Source organism: Undibacterium hunanense, assembly GCF_014284335.1.
GTDB classification, from domain to species: domain Bacteria; phylum Pseudomonadota; class Gammaproteobacteria; order Burkholderiales; family Burkholderiaceae_D; genus Undibacterium; species Undibacterium hunanense.
Genome location: NZ_JACOGF010000002.1, coordinates 323843 through 340429, shown reverse-complemented (window position 1 = coordinate 340429; position 16587 = coordinate 323843). Strand labels below are relative to the sequence as shown.

The following is a 16587-nucleotide window of genomic DNA, read 5'->3' as shown; positions in this document are numbered from 1 at the left end:
TGACCGCTGCTTTATTTTGACTCTATACACAACTTGCCCAACAATGCCCGCAACTGCTGCCTTTCCTTTATCGTCAATTGCTGGCTGACCCTGTCGTCGTGCTCTTTCACTGCCTGTTTGTATTTCTCTAATTGCCGCTGGCCTTCTTTGGTCAGGTGCAGGTTATAGGCTCTGCGGTCGCCTGCGTCTTGGCGTTCCAGCAGGCCGGCCTGTTCAAAATTATCAATGATGGCAACCACGCCTGATCGCGCAATACCCATGACTTCTGCAAGACGGGTTTGTGAAATACCGGGGTTGTTGCTGATGATCACCAGTGAAGAAAAACGCTGCGGGGTGATGTCATACGCCCCCAGGCTGGCGGTAAAGTCTGCATAGATGGATAGCTGGGCGCGACGCACGGCGTAGCCTGTGAGTTCTTCCAGAATATCGTAGTTGATGCCCACTATGCGAGCATTAAAGACCGGGGCTTGCGCCTGGCTGGCCGGGCGCTTGGCTGCAGGAGCCTTGAGCTTGGCTTGCGCTTTGGAAGTGGCTGGACTTTGTTTAGGCATGGTCAGGCGTTATGAATGATTTGTTCTATGAAGTATTGTACATGCTGGCTATATTAAATTAGCAAAACTACACAAAGACACATTGCTAGTGGACTGTAATAGTTGAAACAGAAGTGAAAGACGCTTGCCCGGCGATCAGGGCAAGGCGCAAAGTGGAGCGATAGTGAACTATCGCGAGCATTTGCAACGCAGTCGTGATCGTCGCGCAAGTGGAAGGCACTCTGTTTTCAACTGTTACAGTCCACTAGAACTCATTTCATAAATAGGAATGAGTTCCAGACCCACGCAACCAAAAAATTGCAACAAACCTTGTGTTACCTTAAATAATTGTTATACAGTAGAACAATAACGCAGGTTTTAAAAATGGCCGGCGGCAAAATAATTTACGGAGGACGACATGAAAGTAGTTATTGCCGGTGCCGGCATAGGCGGTCTGACGCTTGCGCTGATGTTGCATGAACGTGGGATCGCTGTTGAGGTCTACGAAGCAGTCAATGAAATCAAGCCGCTGGGCGTGGGTATTAATTTATTGCCGCATGCCAGCCAGCAACTTTGCCAACTGGGGCTGGAGGCTTGCCTGGCCGAACGCGGTATTGAAACGTCGTCGCTGTCTTATTTCAACAAGCTGGGGCAAAAAATCTGGCAGGAACCGCGCGGTCGTGCCGCTGGCTATGATTCGCCACAATATTCCATACATCGTGGTGAATTGCAGATGAGCTTGCTGCAAAATGTGATGGACCGGCTAGGTGCTGACCACATTCATCAGGGACATGCTTTCACTTCGTTTGAACAAGTGGCAGACAAGGTGATTTCTACCTTCACACGTCAGTCAGACAAAGCGGCGGTGCTGGTGGAGTCGGACTTGTTGGTTGGTGCGGATGGCATTCATTCGGCGGTTCGACGCTTTTTGTATCCACAGGGTGATCAGCCACGCTTTTCTGGCCGCATGTTATGGCGGGCAACCACGGAAGCCGAACCTTACATGGATGGACGCAGCATGTTCATGGCCGGGCATCAGGACCAGAAATTTGTTGCCTACCCCATTTCGGAACCCTTACGCACGCAAGGCCGGTCGCTGATCAACTGGATTGCCGAACTGCGCGTGCCCGGTGGTGAACTGCCCACCTCAGACTGGAATCGCAAGGTGGATAAATCGACCTTCAGCAAACCGTTTGATAGCTGGAAATGGGGCTGGATTGATATCCCCGGTCTGATAGAGGCGGCAGAGGTAGTGTATGAATTCCCACTGGTAGACCGCGACCCGCTGCCACGCTGGACGTTCGAAAGAGTGACACTGATGGGCGACGCTGCCCACCCTATGTACCCGATAGGTTCTAACGGCAGCGCGCAGGCGATTCTTGATGCGCGTTACCTGACGGATTGCCTGACGAACGAGGCGACCATATTGTATGCACTGCGCGAGTATGAAGCAGAGCGTTTGCCACGCACCACGGGCATCGTATTACGCAACCGCATGAACGGGCCGGAGCAGGTGATGCAACTGGCAGAAGAACGAGCGCCGCAGGGTTTTGCGGATGTGACAGACGTGATACCACGGTCGGAGCTGGAGGCGATTTCTTTGCGTTACAAACGGCTGGCGGGGTTTGATAAGGATGCGTTGCGGGGAACAGGGGTAGCTGGAGTGGCAGGTAAGACTGCTTGATATGAAGTCAAAGCCGGGGATGTTATTGAACATCAGTTAATTTTTTAAACTGGCTGGGACGGACAACTACAGTTCGCCCCGTGCCAAAGGTAAGGTCAGGATGGCGATGGGTTTCTTGTGCAATTTGATCGCAAGTTAATCAACGGAAACCCATCCCCACCCTAACCCTCCCCTTGAAGGGGAGGGAATTAGCTACTTGAACGTTTTACTCGTAGCATGTTTAATTCAGCTCACGCCAAATCAAACCTGTCTGCATTCATGACCTTGGTCCAGGCTGCTACAAAATCATTCACAAATTTCTGTTGCGAATCACTGCTTGCGTAGATTTCTGCAATGGCGCGCAGTTGTGAATTTGAACCAAAGATCAGGTCAACCACGCTGGCTGTCCATTTCACATCGCCATTTACACGGTCACGGCCTTCCAGTACGCCTGCAATGCCTGACTGTTGCCATTTGGTGTTCATGTCCAGCAAATTGACGAAGAAATCATTGCTCAGGGTTTCTGGTCGTTTGGTGAATACACCCAACTGGGTTTTACCGGCGTTGGCATTCAATACGCGCAGGCCACCGATCAGGACTGTCAGTTCAGGCGCGCCCAGGTTCAGCAATTGTGCCTTGTCTATCAACAGGGCAGCGGCTGTTCCCTCCAGGCCTTTGCGCAGGTAGTTGCGGAAGCCATCAGCGGCTGGTTCCAGCACTTCAAAGGAATCAACGTCGGTCTGCTCTTGGGTTGTGTCCATGCGTCCTGGTGTGAAAGGCACCTTGATGTCATGACCCGCTTTTTTCGCTGCTGCTTCGATACCTGCACTACCACCCAGTACGATCAAATCAGCCAGCGAGATTTTTTTGCTGGCTTGACTGGCATTGAAGTCTGCCTGTATGGCTTCGAGTTTGGCCAGCACAGTGACCAGTTCGGCTGGCTGGTTGGCTTCCCAATCTTTTTGCGGGGCCAGACGTATACGTGCACCGTTGGCACCACCGCGTTTGTCGCTGCCACGGAAGGTGGATGCCGATGCCCAGGCGGTATTCACCAGTTGCGATACCGACAGACCGGACGCCAGCAGTTTTTCCTTGAGACTGGCAATGTCATTGTCGTCCACTAATGCATGGTTGACGGCGGGGACAGGGTCTTGCCAGATCAGTTCTTCTTTGGGAACCAAAGGACCAAGGTAGCGGGTGATAGGCCCCATGTCGCGGTGGGTCAGCTTGAACCATGCACGGGCAAAGGCATCGGCCAGCTCTTGCGGATTTTGCAGGAAGCGGCGCGAGATTTTTTCGTAAGCCGGGTCTACACGCAAGGCCATGTCTGCTGTCGTCATCATCGGCGCATGGCGCAGGGATGGGTCATGTGCATCTGGTACGGTGGTTTTGGCGGCCGGGTCTTTGGGTGTCCATTGGTGGGCACCGGCTGGGCTCTTGTTGAGTTCCCATTCGTAGCCGAACAGGGTTTCGAAGTAAGAGTTGTCCCAGGTGATAGGGGTGGCTGTCCATGCACCTTCGATACCGCTGGTGATGGTGTGCACGCCTTTGCCTGTGCCGAAGCTGTTTGTCCAGCCCAGGCCCTGTTCTTCCAGGCTGGCACCTTCTGGTTCTGCACCAACCTGTGATGGGTCGCCTGCACCATGGGCTTTACCGAAGGTGTGACCGCCAGCGACCAAGGCGACGGTTTCTTCGTCGTTCATGGCCATGCGGGCAAAGGTTTCGCGGATGTCACGTGCCGATGCGGCAGGGTCTGGCTTGCCGTTGGGGCCTTCAGGGTTGACGTAGATCAGACCCATCTGCACGGCGGCAAGGGGGTTTTCCAGATTACGGTCGCCGGTATAGCGCTGGTCGTCCAGCCATTTGCCTTCTGGGCCCCAGTAGATGTCTTCGCCTGGTTCCCAGGTATCGGCACGGCCACCGGCAAAGCCAAAAGTCTTGAAGCCCATAGAGTCAAGTGCGACGTTACCGGTCAGTATCATCAGATCTGCCCAGGACAGTTTGTTGCCGTATTTTTGCTTGATGGGCCACAGCAGGCGACGTGCCTTGTCCAGGTTGCCATTGTCGGGCCAGCTATTGAGCGGGGCAAAACGTTGGGCACCTGCACCTGCGCCGCCACGTCCATCGGCAGTGCGATAGGTACCGGCGCTATGCCAGGCCATGCGGATGAAGAAAGGACCGTAGTGACCGTAATCGGCTGGCCACCATTCTTGCGAATCGGTCATCAGGACATGCAGGTCTTTGATGACGGCGTCCAGGTCCAGGGTCTTGAAAGCTTCAGCGTAATTGAAAGCCTCGCCCAGCGGGTTGGAAGCGGGGGCATGCTGGTGCAATATCTTGAGGTTTAACTGATTGGGCCACCAGTCTGCGTTGGCGTGGCTGGCTGCCACTGCGGTACGGGCGCTTCCTGAAAATGGGCATTTTGCTTCGTTTGACATCGTTATCTCCTTGGATGGAGAGGCTGTTGCAAAATCAGGCTGGTTATCCTGCATAGCGACATATCGGCATATCACCAACTTCTTTTTGCAACAGCCCCTGAATGAACTGTGGCACTGACTACCTGAGCGATTGTAGAGATGGAAAGACGATAGGTATACTTAATTTAATTTATTGATTCAATTTATTTTGACTATAAATAATCAAAATTGCAATAATACTCACCTTCGTACTCGCTTATATAATTACGGATAATTACGGATGAGTCTTATCAATTAATAATATCTTATCTACATGAAAATGACAGGGCATTGAATCCCCCGCGCTTCTAAGGGATAATTGTGTCCATGAACGACACTACACAATACCCTCCATTACCGGATCGCCTGTCGGTTGATCCGCGCAGCCCATACCATGTTGCCGCCGTGTTTGAACACGATGTCGGTATTAAGCTCAATGGCAAAGAACGCACCGACGTTGAAGAATATTGCATCAGCGAAGGCTGGGTCAGCGTTGCTGCCGGCAAGGCGCGTGACCGCAAAGGCAATCCTTTGATGATCAAGGTCAAAGGCGTGGTCGAGGCGTTTTACCGCTGATTGATTTATCTGGGTGCAGGGCTGCATCCGTCACTGTTTCACCATTATTTCTGCTACCGGGCTTGCCCGGTGTCTTTGGCACTGTTCTTTGCCCACCACACATTACCCATCAATGTACGCTGCCAGGTATGTTTGTTGATCACCATTGATGTTGTCACTTAGATGAAACCCACCTCCCCACCCCATGCCGTATCCCGCCTGCGCGCTGACCGTTTGCTTCGCAGCACGCGGCCGTTTCTTGCGCGGGGCGGCCCCAAGGGAGAGCGATGCAGTGGTTGCCGGCTGATCCTTAGCCATTGCCTGTGCGCCCTGCGCCCTGTCGTGTCCAGCCGCGCCGGGATCTGCCTGCTGATGGCGGAACATGAAGCCCTAAAGCCCAGCAACACCGGCTGGCTGATAGCCGATGTGGTGCCGGATACGATGGCGTTTGCCTGGGCACGTACCGAAGTTAACCCGGCGCTGCTGGCCGTGCTGGTTGACCCACAATGGCAGCCGTATGTGGTTTTTCCGGGTGAATTTGTGGCACCAGAGCGGGTGATTACCGAATTATTGCCTGCCGATGCGCCACAGACATCCACACCAACCGGTGCGGATAACAAACGTCCGCTATTCATCCTGCTGGATGCCACCTGGCCAGAAGCGCGCAAGATATTCAAGAAAAGCCCTTACCTCAATCAATTCCCGGTATTGAGCCTGCTGCCGGAACAGTTGTCACGCTATCGCCTGCGCCGCTCGCGACGTGATGATCATTTGTGCACATCTGAAGTAGCTGCGCTATGCCTGGCCCTGGCTGGCGACACTGCCGCTGCGCAGGCGCTGGAAATGTACCTCGACCTGTTCACCGACCACTATCTGCGGGCCAAACAGCAGTTGAAGGTGGAATGGGAAGATGACTTGCATCTAAAGTTGCAGGATTTGCTGGCGTCAGCGACTTAACCATGCGCATGCAACATGCAAGTCTGTCATTTGCGGTCGTGACCAAAGTACGCTAGGCTAACAGTCTCCTAAGAAGTTTAAGTCCCATGACATCCCGCAAACAACCGCCGCTGCTGGCAGACCATCTGTGTTTCAACTTGTACTCGACATCACTCAAGATGACGCAGTTGTACAAACCGCTGCTTGCCGAGCTGAATCTGACTTATCCGCAATATCTGGTGATGGTCGTCTTGTGGGAAGAAGAAGGTCTGGGCATACGTGATGTGGCTGAACGCCTTGGACAGGATTCGGGTTCCATCACGCCGATAGCCAAGCGCCTGGAAGCAGAAGGTTATCTCCTGCGTGACCGCGACCCAAATGACGAACGCAATCGTGTACTGACCCTGACCGATGCCGGCCAAAAGCTGCGCACCGCCGGGGTACGCATCAGTCAGCAGATTGCCGCTGCCTGCGACTTGCAACTGGCCGAATTTCATCAGCTTATGGCTGCACTGAACAAACTGGGCCGTAATCTCGATCGTTAAATAACGTGGGGCGAATATTGCGTGGCGCGTGATGTCATAAAAAATAATTGAAATTAACTTGCACACTAATGATTAGCGCACTATTATATATTCCATGGTCAGGCGCAAAGGCATCGGAAAGCCATCCAAATACTTAGCGCGCTAATCAATAAATTTCTTATTATCACTTTTTGAAAGTCATTAAAATGAAAACCACAAGCAAAAATGCCCTGATCCTGTCTGCCGCCTTGTCCGCTGCCGGTGCCACTATTGCCCTGCCAGGCCAGTCATTGGCAGCATCTGCCAATGACACTACCGTTGTCCTGGTCCACGGCGCTTTCGCCGATGGTTCAAGCTGGAACCAGGTAACGCCACTGCTGCAAGCCAAAGGAGTGAAAGTCATCGCCGTGCAAAACCCTTTGTCTTCATTGGCAGATGACGTGGCTGCGGTACAGCGCGTTGTCGATGCACAGACTGGTAAAGTGGTGCTGGTTGGTCATTCATGGGGCGGAGCCGTGATTACGCAAGCTGGCAGCAGCGACAAGATCAAGGCACTTGTGTACGTCGCAGCGTTTGCCCCATCCGAAGGTGAAACCCTGGGCAGCCTGGGTAAAGACTACCCTGTACCAGCTGGCGTGGCGACACTGAAACCGGATGCCAATGGCAATCTTGAATTGTCCCCTGAATCATTCGCTGCCAATTTCGCGCAAGATGTGGCCAAGGAAAAAACTGCCGTGCTGGCAACCACACAGGGTTTGTTCCCAGCCAAGGCATTCGGTGAACAGGTGACTTACGTCGCATGGAAAAACAAGCCGAACTATTACATCGTGGCCAGCAAAGACCGTATGATTGATCCGGGCCTGCAAGCTGCTTTCGCCAAGAAGCTCAATGCGGTTACCACCACTGTGCCAAGCAGCCATGTGCCTATGCTGTCTCAGCCTAAAGCCGTTGCAGATGCAATCTTTGCTGCGGTCCAGCGTTAATCGATAGAGGCCGGGCTGGTCTCTGTAGTTGATGGTAATGATGAAGTGATGATGGCCGTGCTGCTTCCCTGAGCAGTACGGCCTTATTTTGACCGGCTCTAAGAACCTGTTCTAAGCCGCTGGCTGCCCATTGTCTGACCCGGCATTGCGACTGATGGCTGCCAGATAGCGTTGCGCTTCTTCCCAGGAAATGGTGACATCTGTCGGCGCATCGTCCTGCGTAGCAGCGAGCAGGGCTTCTTCTTGCTGGCGTCTTTGTTCTTGCTGTTCTTTCTTTTGACGCAGTTGTTCTTCCTTGTGCCGCACTTGCGCATCTTCAATCGCGCGCAGGCGATTTTGCCTGGCGATAAGTGCATGCAGGGCGGCACTGGCGTGTTCGCGTCTTTGCTTTTCCAGTTCCTTGCGTTGCCGTCTTTGTTCGGCACGCTGGCGGGCAGCGGCTTCTATGGGTGATTCCTTGATTTCTGTCTTGCTGATGCCTGCCCTGGCCTGCATTGTGCTGGCACCTGGTTTGAAGGTCGCTTGCAGGGCTTTCAGCAATGCACGCACGCTGGCCGGGCGCTGGTCTGGCTTGATGGCGAAGCCGCTTTGCAAGACTTGCCATTGTGCGGCATTGAGTGCAGCAGGTTGTATGGGGTGCTGTTGCGGATGACGGTAGTCGCCAAAGGGCATGGCCGCTTCCAGCATCTGGTAGATCATGACAGCAACGGCATAGACATCCAGGCCGGGGCTGTGCTGATGGCTACCCGCTTCTGGCGCGCGGTAACCAGCGGTGCCTGCATAGGGTGAACGCGATGGTGTCATGCCGGTGGAAACCAGCCCGGCCTCAGTGTGGCTGCGCAAACGGGCTGAAATGCCAAAATCCAGCAGTTTGATATCACCTGCCTGCGTCAATAACAGGTTGCCGGGTTTTAAATCACGATGGACGAGTTTGTGTTTGTCCCACGCATAATGCAGTGCATCGGCCACGGGGCCGAGCATTTCCAGCACTTGTATTAAGGTGCAGCGGCTGTGCCTGGTCAGATAATTTTCCAGATCTTGCCCATCCAGGTATTCCATGATGATGAAATAGCTGTTGGTGGCTGGATCACGGGCCCAGTCATACACCCTGACGATATGCTCATGTGCGAGCCTGCGTACCAGTGATGCTTCTTCCACCAGCAGACGCGCATGGATGGCGCTTTGCGTCAGTTGCGGCGGCAAGATTTTAAGCGCCACCATTTCGCTATGGCCCAGTTCTGCCTGGGTTGCCAGGTCAGTGGCTTGCCACACCTGGCCCATGCCCCCCTGCCCTAACAGGCGTTCCAGTCTATAACGTTTGGACAATCCGCCCACTTCTTGCCCTGCCAGAAAACCGAGGTCAGTGCCCTGGGTGTTTTCTGGTGCAGCCTTGCTTGTCTGACCAGCTTGATTTGCGTGTCTGGAGATGACGGGGGCAAGTTCGGTATCGAGTATGGCGTCTTTGCGTTGTTTGAATTCGTCTTCCGTCAGCAGCCCTTCATCCAGCAATGCGCGCAATTCACGGATTTTTTGTATTGGCGTTTGCATGGTGTTGATAGAGGCTACTTTTATTAAACGGTGAAATCAATTGTGGTTGTACGGTTTGTTACTTTTTTGACTGATCAAAATAGTATTTTCATTTGCGGCCACCATGACCAGTTTGCGCAGCGCGATTGTTGGCGTTTTGCGCCATGCTCAGATCTATTTCGTGGCGTCTTTGCTGTTCGGTTTCCCTTTGTTCGCGTTCATCCTGTATGCGTTCTTGCAGCATCTTGACAGCCTGCTCCCAGGTCATGCCTTGCTGCGCGCTGGCCATGGCGCTCATGGCCTGGGCCGCGTGCGCTGACATGCCGGCCTGCATGGCGAGAATTTGTTCTGCCGTCAAACTGGCTTGTGCCTGGATTTTGACAATCTCGGCCAGGGCAATTGCATTGGGTGCATCGGCAGTGGCGATCTTGCCGGTTTCGCTGAAGTTGGCAATCGCACTCATACGTTCGATGGCAATGCGGGCCAGCAGCGCGTCATGCGCCTGTTGTGCCTGGCGCTGTTCGCGTTCCAGATTCAACCTGGCAAACTTATCGACACGCTCTGCTTCTGCCTGTTGCAATTCTCGTTGCCAGCGGCGTTCGTCGTCCTGGTGTTTAAGTTGCTGCCGCAGGGTTTCTGCATCTATATCTGCCAGCGTGGTCTGATGGCGTTGTTGTTGCGATTGTTGTTCAAACTGGGCCTGTGCCTTCAGGGTATTGAGCAATTTTTCATGCTGGGCCATGGCATCGGCCTGGCTGTCGTTGCGTGTGATGCTGTTGACCTTTTCTTGCAACTGGCTCAGTTGCAGTTTGGTATCGGCGTCACTGATGCTGTCTTCACGCAACAGGGCACGCTTGCGTTGCTGCTGCAGTTCTTCTTCCCAGGCTTGCAGGCGCTGGAATTCACGCGCCCTGGCTTCGGCTTCTATGCTGATGAGGATGAGACGGCTTTTTTGCTCTTCGTCTTCCAGTTCCTGTTCACGGCGGGTCAACTGGTTTTGCTTGTGACGTAATAATTCTGTCTGGACTTTTTGCTGCTCCTGATCGGCGATCAGGCTGGCTTGTGCGACTTCATGTTCAAGCTGGAATTTTTGCAATTGATGCTGGATTTTCTGATGCATCAGTTGTGCAGCTTCTTTGCTTTGCAACTGGGTGATTTCTGATTCTGAACGCATCTTGATGCGCGCCAGGGTGCGTATATGCAGCCACTGGTCGGCTTCATTCTGACGCTGTTCTGATTTTTGTTTGAGACTATGTTCCAGCTCTTTGATGGTTTCTGCCGCACCGCGTTCCAGCGCGTGCTTGCGGGTAGTCGCTTCAATCACTCGGCCATACAATTCCAGCTCGCGGGCACGTATGGTTTGCAGGCGTTCGTTTTCATCCTGCCGCAGTTTGGCACGGCCCAGGCGTTTTTTGGCGTTTTCCAACTGACCCTGCATATACAGCCAGCCCAGGTCTTTACCAAATTGCTGGCGCATTTCTTCACGCCGGTAACGCAGGCGGATTTGTTCTTCCTGCTTGGCGATTTTTTGCCATTCGCTATTGGTATAGATGGCATCCAGGCGTTTGCTGTGTTCCAGTTGTGCGCGCTGACCATCGACGACCAGATGCAGAGTGCCGATTTTCTCGCTGAGTTTTTCCCTGTCATCTGTCAGTTTGTCGTGACGTACCTCGCGGGTAACAGCTTGCGTGGCGATAAAACCGTATTGCGCTACAGATTGATTCAATGTGGACAGCAGACGTTCATCAAGCTGTTGACGCAGATGGACATTGTCTTGCAGTTCACGCAGTGATTGCGCGCCCAAAAATTCCACCGCAATCTGACGCACCATGGGTTCCAGCAGTTGTTGCAACTGCTGGCAGGTGATGATGCCCGGTGCATGCATGAAGTGTTTGGCAAATGCAGGCACGTCGGCAATCTTGACGCTGACGACAAACTTGGCAGCAATCGCCAGAAATTCTGCCGTATGCAAATCATCGAAACTGAATAGCAAGGCAAAGGGGTTGAGGCGGGTCAGCAAAATTTCTGCCGCCTGCTCTGTCTGCAAACCAGCCAGTTGGCCGGACACATCCTGTTCTACATAGTCACCGGCATGCAATTCAATAATCTGACTGTCTTGCAGCACATAGGCACGCGCACTGACAGGGATATGCAGATTTTGTCTGGTGATGCTACTCAGTGGGCGCACGCCGAAAAACAGGGCGACTTCATTCTCAGTAGGTAACCAGCGGCTGTGGCGCAGCACGGCATCATGCCTGGGGCTGCTCAACATCAATCCACAATGCGTGCAATACACAGCATTTTGTATGTTGTTGTGGTCACAGCGGGGACATTTGAGCTTGGAAGTACCAAACAGGCTGAACATGCGAGACTCCTTCGGCGCGGGGACATGAATTTTGCACCTGAGCAAAAATGGTAGCACCGAGGGTGGATTTGAAAGACTGGAACAGAAGGGGGTTTTAGGTCCAGATCGGAGTATTAGACACATGTACTTTGGAAAATGGGCTGCGATATTCTATTTACTTGTTGCCCAACAAATATTGAATCCAATATGGACACATATAACAGTAGAAGTATCTGACAACACACAAGCTACCCAGACGAGTAGTTATATCCGAATTAGATCCCCAGATTTATGTCTAAGATAGTTATTTGATAAAATTCAAAAAATAACTTTTTATTAAGCATAAAAAATTGCATTTAGTATATTATTGATATGGATGCAATGTTGCACCCATATTAATAAGAAAGGTAATACAATGAAACGTCGTTTAGGGTTAGTTTTTGTATTTTTAGCATGTTTGTCTTCAGGGTATGCAGCTGCAACGGATGAACCTGAATTGTCTCCAACAATGCAATGTATCGTCGATTGTATGGCAGGGGGACCCTACACATTAAAAGGTTGCATTATTATTTGCGTACCTTAGGCATAATGGACCGCAGGCCCTAAACCTGCGGTTTCTTACAAAAAAATATGTGAAATGTGTTGAGCGACTTCGTGCTGGTGAAAAAATGTACTTGTAGCTCTTGAGAGCTAGAGCAAATAAAAAATCCTCCCACTCGCCAAGTTTGGCTGCATTGAAACCATTTTTAAATTGCGCATGCATTTAAGGAATATCCTCACTTTTCTGTAAGAAATATTGCATTACATAAATCATTGTTGTGGAGCAACACACAAACAAATGCATATTCTTTTGATGACATTTTCTAAGCGTCACCTGAATTGCAAATACCTAATCTGCTTATTTTTTGCAATGATCTCATGCAACGTAAATTAAAGTGCTTCAGCTTTCTATTGTTAGTAAATTCTCTGACTTACGCACAAGAAACTCAAAAACCTCCTACATCTACTCAGCAGGTGATTATCAACGGTGGGCAAACAGATATTGAAAAAAATCGTGAATTTGTTGCTGGCAAGCTCATTATCAGCAAAAAAACCATTGCTGAAAGTGGCTTGCAAAATGTGGATGAAATTTTGCGTCGTGAACCTGCAATTACAATAGGCAAGGATGGCCGTATAGGATTAATGAGCTTACCCGGCTATACACAAGTACTTGTCGATGGGATGCCACCTTCGGGAAAAGATCCTTTTGAACTAGATCTTGTTCACGTCGAAAGAATTGAAATCATTAAATCTGCTACGGCAGCAACGGGACCTTTTGGTATTGCAGGAACGATCAATATTATCCGGCGCAAAATAGATCCAACGCGCTTTTCTCAGCTCAATGCTGGCGTTTCCAGCATAGCTGGACAGTATGGAGCGAATTTGTCCTGGTTAAATAATCAAGCATCTGGCAATGCGCCATTGAGTTTTAATTTGTCACTATCGGCAAATCGTACTGACAAACCGGGTTATGACAGCTATCAAACTACCCAGGCAATGTCTGGGTTACCACTACAAGCGATGTTGCAGGGAATACGTACCTCCGCGTCAACCACCGAATATGTTCTTGGAGCCGGAGAATTCGCGTGGAAACTCGGTTCAGGTCAAAATCTTAAATTTTCCCCTGACCTTGGTCAGGTAACGGTTGCACAGCGTGGAAACGAACAACGTCTATGGGTTGACGGGCGCAAATTTACAGCACAAGAAAACGGCAAAGATACGATGTCGAGTTACTCTTTTCCTCTGCAATGGAGTTGGCTGACTGAAAGCGACAGTCGTATCGAATTAAAACTCAGCATGAATCATATTACAACCTCAAGTTCGAATACAAACTTGCAGTTGTCTGAAAATGGACCACAAATTTTCAGTAATCTTCGCAACAAGGGTAGGCGAGCGGAAAATAGCAATCAGTTCCTGAATCTGAACTACAAAACCGAATTCCAGGGAGGTCACGATTTCGAGGCTGGTACCAGTATTACACACAACACCGGTGATACCACGTACGAAGATTTCATCAATGGCAGCAGAGACACTACACTTTCTGCGTTGGGGTATGCAAACGCAACAAACAAATACAGCTATCGCCTGTTCATGCAAGACGACTGGCGCATGAATAAAAGTCTGGCATTTAATTTTGGTATTTCGACAGAGCAGCAAGATATTCGCTTGGATGAAGGTCCGACTCACAATACAGCAAACTTTCGTATGTGGGCTCCCTCCATACATGTAGTGAAAAAAATTGCAGGCGACAGCAAGCGTCAATTGCGCGCTTCACTTGCACGGACATTTCAAGCTCCCACGACCAATCAATTGCTGCTACATCCGCGCATCAATTCTTTGGCTGCGTGCGATGCCAATACGCTCTGCACTGCAAATACCCCAGACACTGCTGATAGTGCTGGCAATCCAAACCTGCAACCAGAAAGTGCATTGGGATTAAATTTATCCTATACGCACGGCATAAGTGAAAACAGTGAGCTAGCCGTCGATTATTACATGCGCAATATTAGTCATAAAATTGGTAGTGAAATGTCGCTTGAAAACCTGGCTTGGGCGAGTGTGCCACGCTACGTTATACGTCCGGCCAACTTAGGCGAGGCAAAAATACAAGGGATAAACCTGACTGCGCGCCTGACCGTACGCGATTTTTGGAAGGATGCCCCCAAACTTGACGTAAGTGGCAATGTGGGATTTGCACATTCAGAATTAAGTAACATACCTGGGCCGGATAATCGATTGGCTGGTCAAACACCCTGGCTAGCCAAACTGAGCGCCAGCTATACCGCCAGTGACTGGCCACTTAGGTTGAATCTCGACGCAAACTGGCTTCCTGGTGACTGGGTACGGAATAACCTTACCCAACGCACATATCAATCACGTATGTTTACCGTCAATAGCAGTGCTAGCTGGAAGGTCAATTCCGATCTTCGTTTGTCGCTAAATCTGGAAAATTTGTTCCCCACGGACCGCAAACGTATCGATGAATATCTGAACACTGGTGGGCTCTTGCAACAGACAACGCAAAGTGCTGCCTACAGACGTATCGGATTGCGTTTGGAAATGAAAATGTAAAGCCCACACAATTGATTCGAGATTCACCAATACAAAGGAATATAAATGAAAAATATAGTACGAATTCTCTTGCTAGCAGCTATCGGCTCGACATTGAACGCCAGTGCCCAAACTGCTACAACGCCAAAGGAATGTTACAGGCGCTGTACTACATTACCATTCGAAGATCCAGAAGCTACCGAAGACAGCTTCAAGGAAAAATTGATGAAAATCCAGGCAAAAAAGAAAGAAGAAACTGATCCGGTCAAAATCAAAGAACTGGATGAAGCCGAAAAAAATGAAATAGAAAGAATGAAACGATCACTGACAAAAATATGCAGCAAGATCTGCAAATTTGAAGATTAAGCTCATTTTCCTGTAGTTGATTGCCAAGCAAATTGGATTTGCGGGTAAACATGAAATGCCATTTCCTTATACGGCACGTCGAAATAACGCAAGCCTGCCGCTAGCGGGGGCATTGCTTTGATGTCGGCCAACTCGTTCAGCCTTGTATCTTGCAAAGTGCGACCGTCCCGGTACCAGAAACTACCCTGAAAATGAAACAGCAAGGGCAATGCTGACGTTGCGCTGGTATCTGGTGCAGCGGGACGGGTTTCGGATTTCAGCAGGTACAACAATTCAGCCCCAGGATTGGCATCTGCCTCAGCGACAATGATGGCGTGCGGCTGTATAGCAAGCACTTGCAGTTTCACTATGCCTCTGACACTGGCACAAAACTCGATGTGCATGCCGGTGCGCAAGGTGTAGGACTGGTCTTTCTCCATACTGATACCGTCGAGCAAAGTGCCATAGCGTGATACATCAATGATTTCTGCATCCTCACCTTTTCTGCGGATGACGGCATGGCGGGCGCTGATGCGGCGGCTTAGCCGGGCATTCTCTGACGCGGTGCTGGTGCGGTGGCTGAGCAGGATATCGGCCTGGGCTTGTTGTTCCATGCGACCCAGCACCCATTCATCCCGGGCGAACAGCCGTATGGTGCCGTGTGGCTGTGCCCTGTCCATTGTTACCAGACTGGCCGAGCCTATGGCTGTGGTGGTGGCGCTGGTACCGCTGGTGCTATTGGCGCCAGTATTGCTGGTATTGGTGACTATCCTGGCTGGTGCTTTTGCAACATTTGGTATCGCAACTTGCCTGGTCGTGGCTTCTTGCTCTGGTGCGACTTCGATCAGTTCTTCATCCCATGCGATGGTACCCATGGCAATTTCTGATTTGCCTGTGAGAGGCTGCATATCCAGCTTGGCAATGGCTGCGTCTTTGGCATTGATTTCTATATTCATATTGCCTTGCGCATAGGCGCTGGACTGCCCCCAGCCACTTAAAGTAGCGATTGCACCATCTTCCGCCAGGACCCGGACATTTTTTTGTACTGCCAAAAACACACTATGAATTTCTGTCAGTGTGGCATCTGAGCGCGGGACGAAGAGCACGCTGGTGCATATCCATTTGCGCTGGTCTCTGTCTGCTGGTTCATGCAGTAGAGCGACTTCCAGCAGGTATTGCCCATGCTCTTTGTTTTTGGAGGTAAAACTGATCAGCAAAGGTTGCCATTGGCCGGACGTGGTGCGCAATAGCCTATGTGTGGATGCACCAGTGGCAATCAGCTCTGAACGCAACTGTACTGCCAGGCTGCGGATGTCGGGCGGCAGTGTGCCACGCAATTCCAGCCGTATGGTTTGACGCCCACCAGCTGCGCGTGGATCGTAGCCGCTGAAATGCAGATGCAGATTGCTTGCTGTAGTTGCCACCGCTTGCCGGGTGATAATGCCTGCCGATGCCTTTAACACAGCGGTGCGGCTAGCGTTTGCCGTCGCTGCTTGCGAGTGGCCAGCAGCGCAGATGGCTTCGCCTTCAGCCACCCAGTGCGTGCAATGGGGGTGATCCGGGGCTTGGCATTTTTTCATGGTGAGGCAGGGTCATAGTACGCGCAATGATCCTACTATAAGGCTTGAAGCGCC

At 51.2% G+C, this 16587-nt stretch carries 13 protein-coding genes; 8 read left to right on the top strand and 5 right to left on the bottom strand.

Translation table 11 applies throughout. The features are described from left to right. Positions 1-11 precede the first annotated feature (11 nt). Positions 12-551, bottom strand: a complete 540-nt coding sequence (locus H8L32_RS04635) for a MarR family winged helix-turn-helix transcriptional regulator (protein WP_186945990.1) — start codon at positions 549-551, stop codon at positions 12-14. Positions 552-948: 397 nt separating this feature from the next. Here H8L32_RS04635 and H8L32_RS04630 point away from each other — a divergent pair, with 397 nt between their 5' ends. Continuing rightward, a complete protein-coding gene (locus tag H8L32_RS04630; RefSeq protein WP_186945989.1) occupies positions 949-2214 on the top strand; it encodes a flavin-dependent oxidoreductase in 1266 nt (421 codons plus the stop codon). A gap of 230 nt (positions 2215-2444) precedes the next feature. Here H8L32_RS04630 and katG read toward each other — a convergent pair whose 3' ends face one another. After that, positions 2445-4631: a catalase/peroxidase HPI gene (gene katG, locus H8L32_RS04625; RefSeq protein WP_186945988.1), complete on the bottom strand. Its 2187-nt coding sequence runs from the start codon at positions 4629-4631 to the stop codon at positions 2445-2447. A 345-nt stretch (positions 4632-4976) separates the two neighbouring features. Between katG and H8L32_RS04620 the strand changes: the two genes are divergently transcribed. The 4 genes from H8L32_RS04620 to H8L32_RS04605 all read left to right on the top strand — a co-directional run bounded on the left by H8L32_RS04620 (position 4977) and on the right by H8L32_RS04605 (position 7647). Continuing rightward, positions 4977-5225, top strand: a complete 249-nt coding sequence (locus H8L32_RS04620) for a DUF3297 family protein (RefSeq protein ID WP_186945987.1) — start codon at positions 4977-4979, stop codon at positions 5223-5225. Positions 5226-5387: 162 nt separating this feature from the next. Then, a complete protein-coding gene (locus H8L32_RS04615) occupies positions 5388-6161 on the top strand; it encodes a tRNA-uridine aminocarboxypropyltransferase (protein ID WP_186945986.1) in 774 nt (257 codons plus the stop codon). Between the two features lie 86 nt (positions 6162-6247). Then, entirely contained in the window at positions 6248-6685 is a 438-nt protein-coding gene (locus H8L32_RS04610) for a MarR family winged helix-turn-helix transcriptional regulator (protein ID WP_186945985.1), read from the top strand. Positions 6686-6870: 185 nt separating this feature from the next. Beyond that, positions 6871-7647, top strand: a complete 777-nt coding sequence (locus H8L32_RS04605; protein WP_186945984.1) for an alpha/beta fold hydrolase — start codon at positions 6871-6873, stop codon at positions 7645-7647. 111 nt (positions 7648-7758) lie between these two features. Here the strand turns inward: H8L32_RS04605 and H8L32_RS04600 are convergent, their stop codons facing one another. Both H8L32_RS04600 and H8L32_RS04595 read right to left on the bottom strand, forming a co-directional pair. Continuing rightward, a complete protein-coding gene (locus H8L32_RS04600) occupies positions 7759-9195 on the bottom strand; it encodes a protein kinase domain-containing protein (protein ID WP_186945983.1) in 1437 nt (478 codons plus the stop codon). 88 nt (positions 9196-9283) lie between these two features. Next, positions 9284-11539, bottom strand: a complete 2256-nt coding sequence (locus H8L32_RS04595; protein WP_186945982.1) for a hypothetical protein — start codon at positions 11537-11539, stop codon at positions 9284-9286. Positions 11540-11933: 394 nt separating this feature from the next. Here H8L32_RS04595 and H8L32_RS04590 point away from each other — a divergent pair, with 394 nt between their 5' ends. The 3 genes from H8L32_RS04590 to H8L32_RS04580 all read left to right on the top strand — a co-directional run bounded on the left by H8L32_RS04590 (position 11934) and on the right by H8L32_RS04580 (position 14974). Then, entirely contained in the window at positions 11934-12101 is a 168-nt protein-coding gene (locus H8L32_RS04590) for a hypothetical protein (RefSeq protein WP_186945981.1), read from the top strand. Positions 12102-12436: 335 nt separating this feature from the next. Further along, positions 12437-14629, top strand: a complete 2193-nt coding sequence (locus H8L32_RS04585; protein ID WP_186945980.1) for a TonB-dependent receptor — start codon at positions 12437-12439, stop codon at positions 14627-14629. 45 nt (positions 14630-14674) lie between these two features. Continuing rightward, complete coding sequence (locus tag H8L32_RS04580) at positions 14675-14974, top strand: hypothetical protein (RefSeq protein ID WP_186945979.1); 300 nt, start codon at positions 14675-14677, stop codon at positions 14972-14974. Between the two features lie 2 nt (positions 14975-14976). Here H8L32_RS04580 and H8L32_RS04575 read toward each other — a convergent pair whose 3' ends face one another. Next, on the bottom strand, positions 14977-16533 hold the full coding sequence (locus H8L32_RS04575; protein WP_186945978.1) for an FHA domain-containing protein: 1557 nt from the start codon (positions 16531-16533) through the stop codon (positions 14977-14979). Between the last annotated feature and the right edge of the window lie 54 nt (positions 16534-16587).

Excerpts from the sequence above, each read along its gene's own strand:
- H8L32_RS04635 (WP_186945990.1), bottom strand. The coding sequence starts at position 551 with ATGCCTAAACAAAGTCCAGCCACTTCCAAAGCGCAAGCCAAGCTCAAG.
- H8L32_RS04630 (WP_186945989.1), top strand. The coding sequence starts at position 949 with ATGAAAGTAGTTATTGCCGGTGCCGGCATAGGCGGTCTGACGCTTGCG.
- katG (WP_186945988.1), bottom strand. The coding sequence starts at position 4,631 with ATGTCAAACGAAGCAAAATGCCCATTTTCAGGAAGCGCCCGTACCGCA.
- H8L32_RS04620 (WP_186945987.1), top strand. The coding sequence starts at position 4,977 with ATGAACGACACTACACAATACCCTCCATTACCGGATCGCCTGTCGGTT.
- H8L32_RS04615 (WP_186945986.1), top strand. The coding sequence starts at position 5,388 with ATGAAACCCACCTCCCCACCCCATGCCGTATCCCGCCTGCGCGCTGAC.
- H8L32_RS04610 (WP_186945985.1), top strand. The coding sequence starts at position 6,248 with ATGACATCCCGCAAACAACCGCCGCTGCTGGCAGACCATCTGTGTTTC.
- H8L32_RS04605 (WP_186945984.1), top strand. The coding sequence starts at position 6,871 with ATGAAAACCACAAGCAAAAATGCCCTGATCCTGTCTGCCGCCTTGTCC.
- H8L32_RS04600 (WP_186945983.1), bottom strand. The coding sequence starts at position 9,195 with ATGCAAACGCCAATACAAAAAATCCGTGAATTGCGCGCATTGCTGGAT.
- H8L32_RS04595 (WP_186945982.1), bottom strand. The coding sequence starts at position 11,539 with ATGTTCAGCCTGTTTGGTACTTCCAAGCTCAAATGTCCCCGCTGTGAC.
- H8L32_RS04590 (WP_186945981.1), top strand. The coding sequence starts at position 11,934 with ATGAAACGTCGTTTAGGGTTAGTTTTTGTATTTTTAGCATGTTTGTCT.
- H8L32_RS04585 (WP_186945980.1), top strand. The coding sequence starts at position 12,437 with ATGCAACGTAAATTAAAGTGCTTCAGCTTTCTATTGTTAGTAAATTCT.
- H8L32_RS04580 (WP_186945979.1), top strand. The coding sequence starts at position 14,675 with ATGAAAAATATAGTACGAATTCTCTTGCTAGCAGCTATCGGCTCGACA.
- H8L32_RS04575 (WP_186945978.1), bottom strand. The coding sequence starts at position 16,533 with ATGAAAAAATGCCAAGCCCCGGATCACCCCCATTGCACGCACTGGGTG.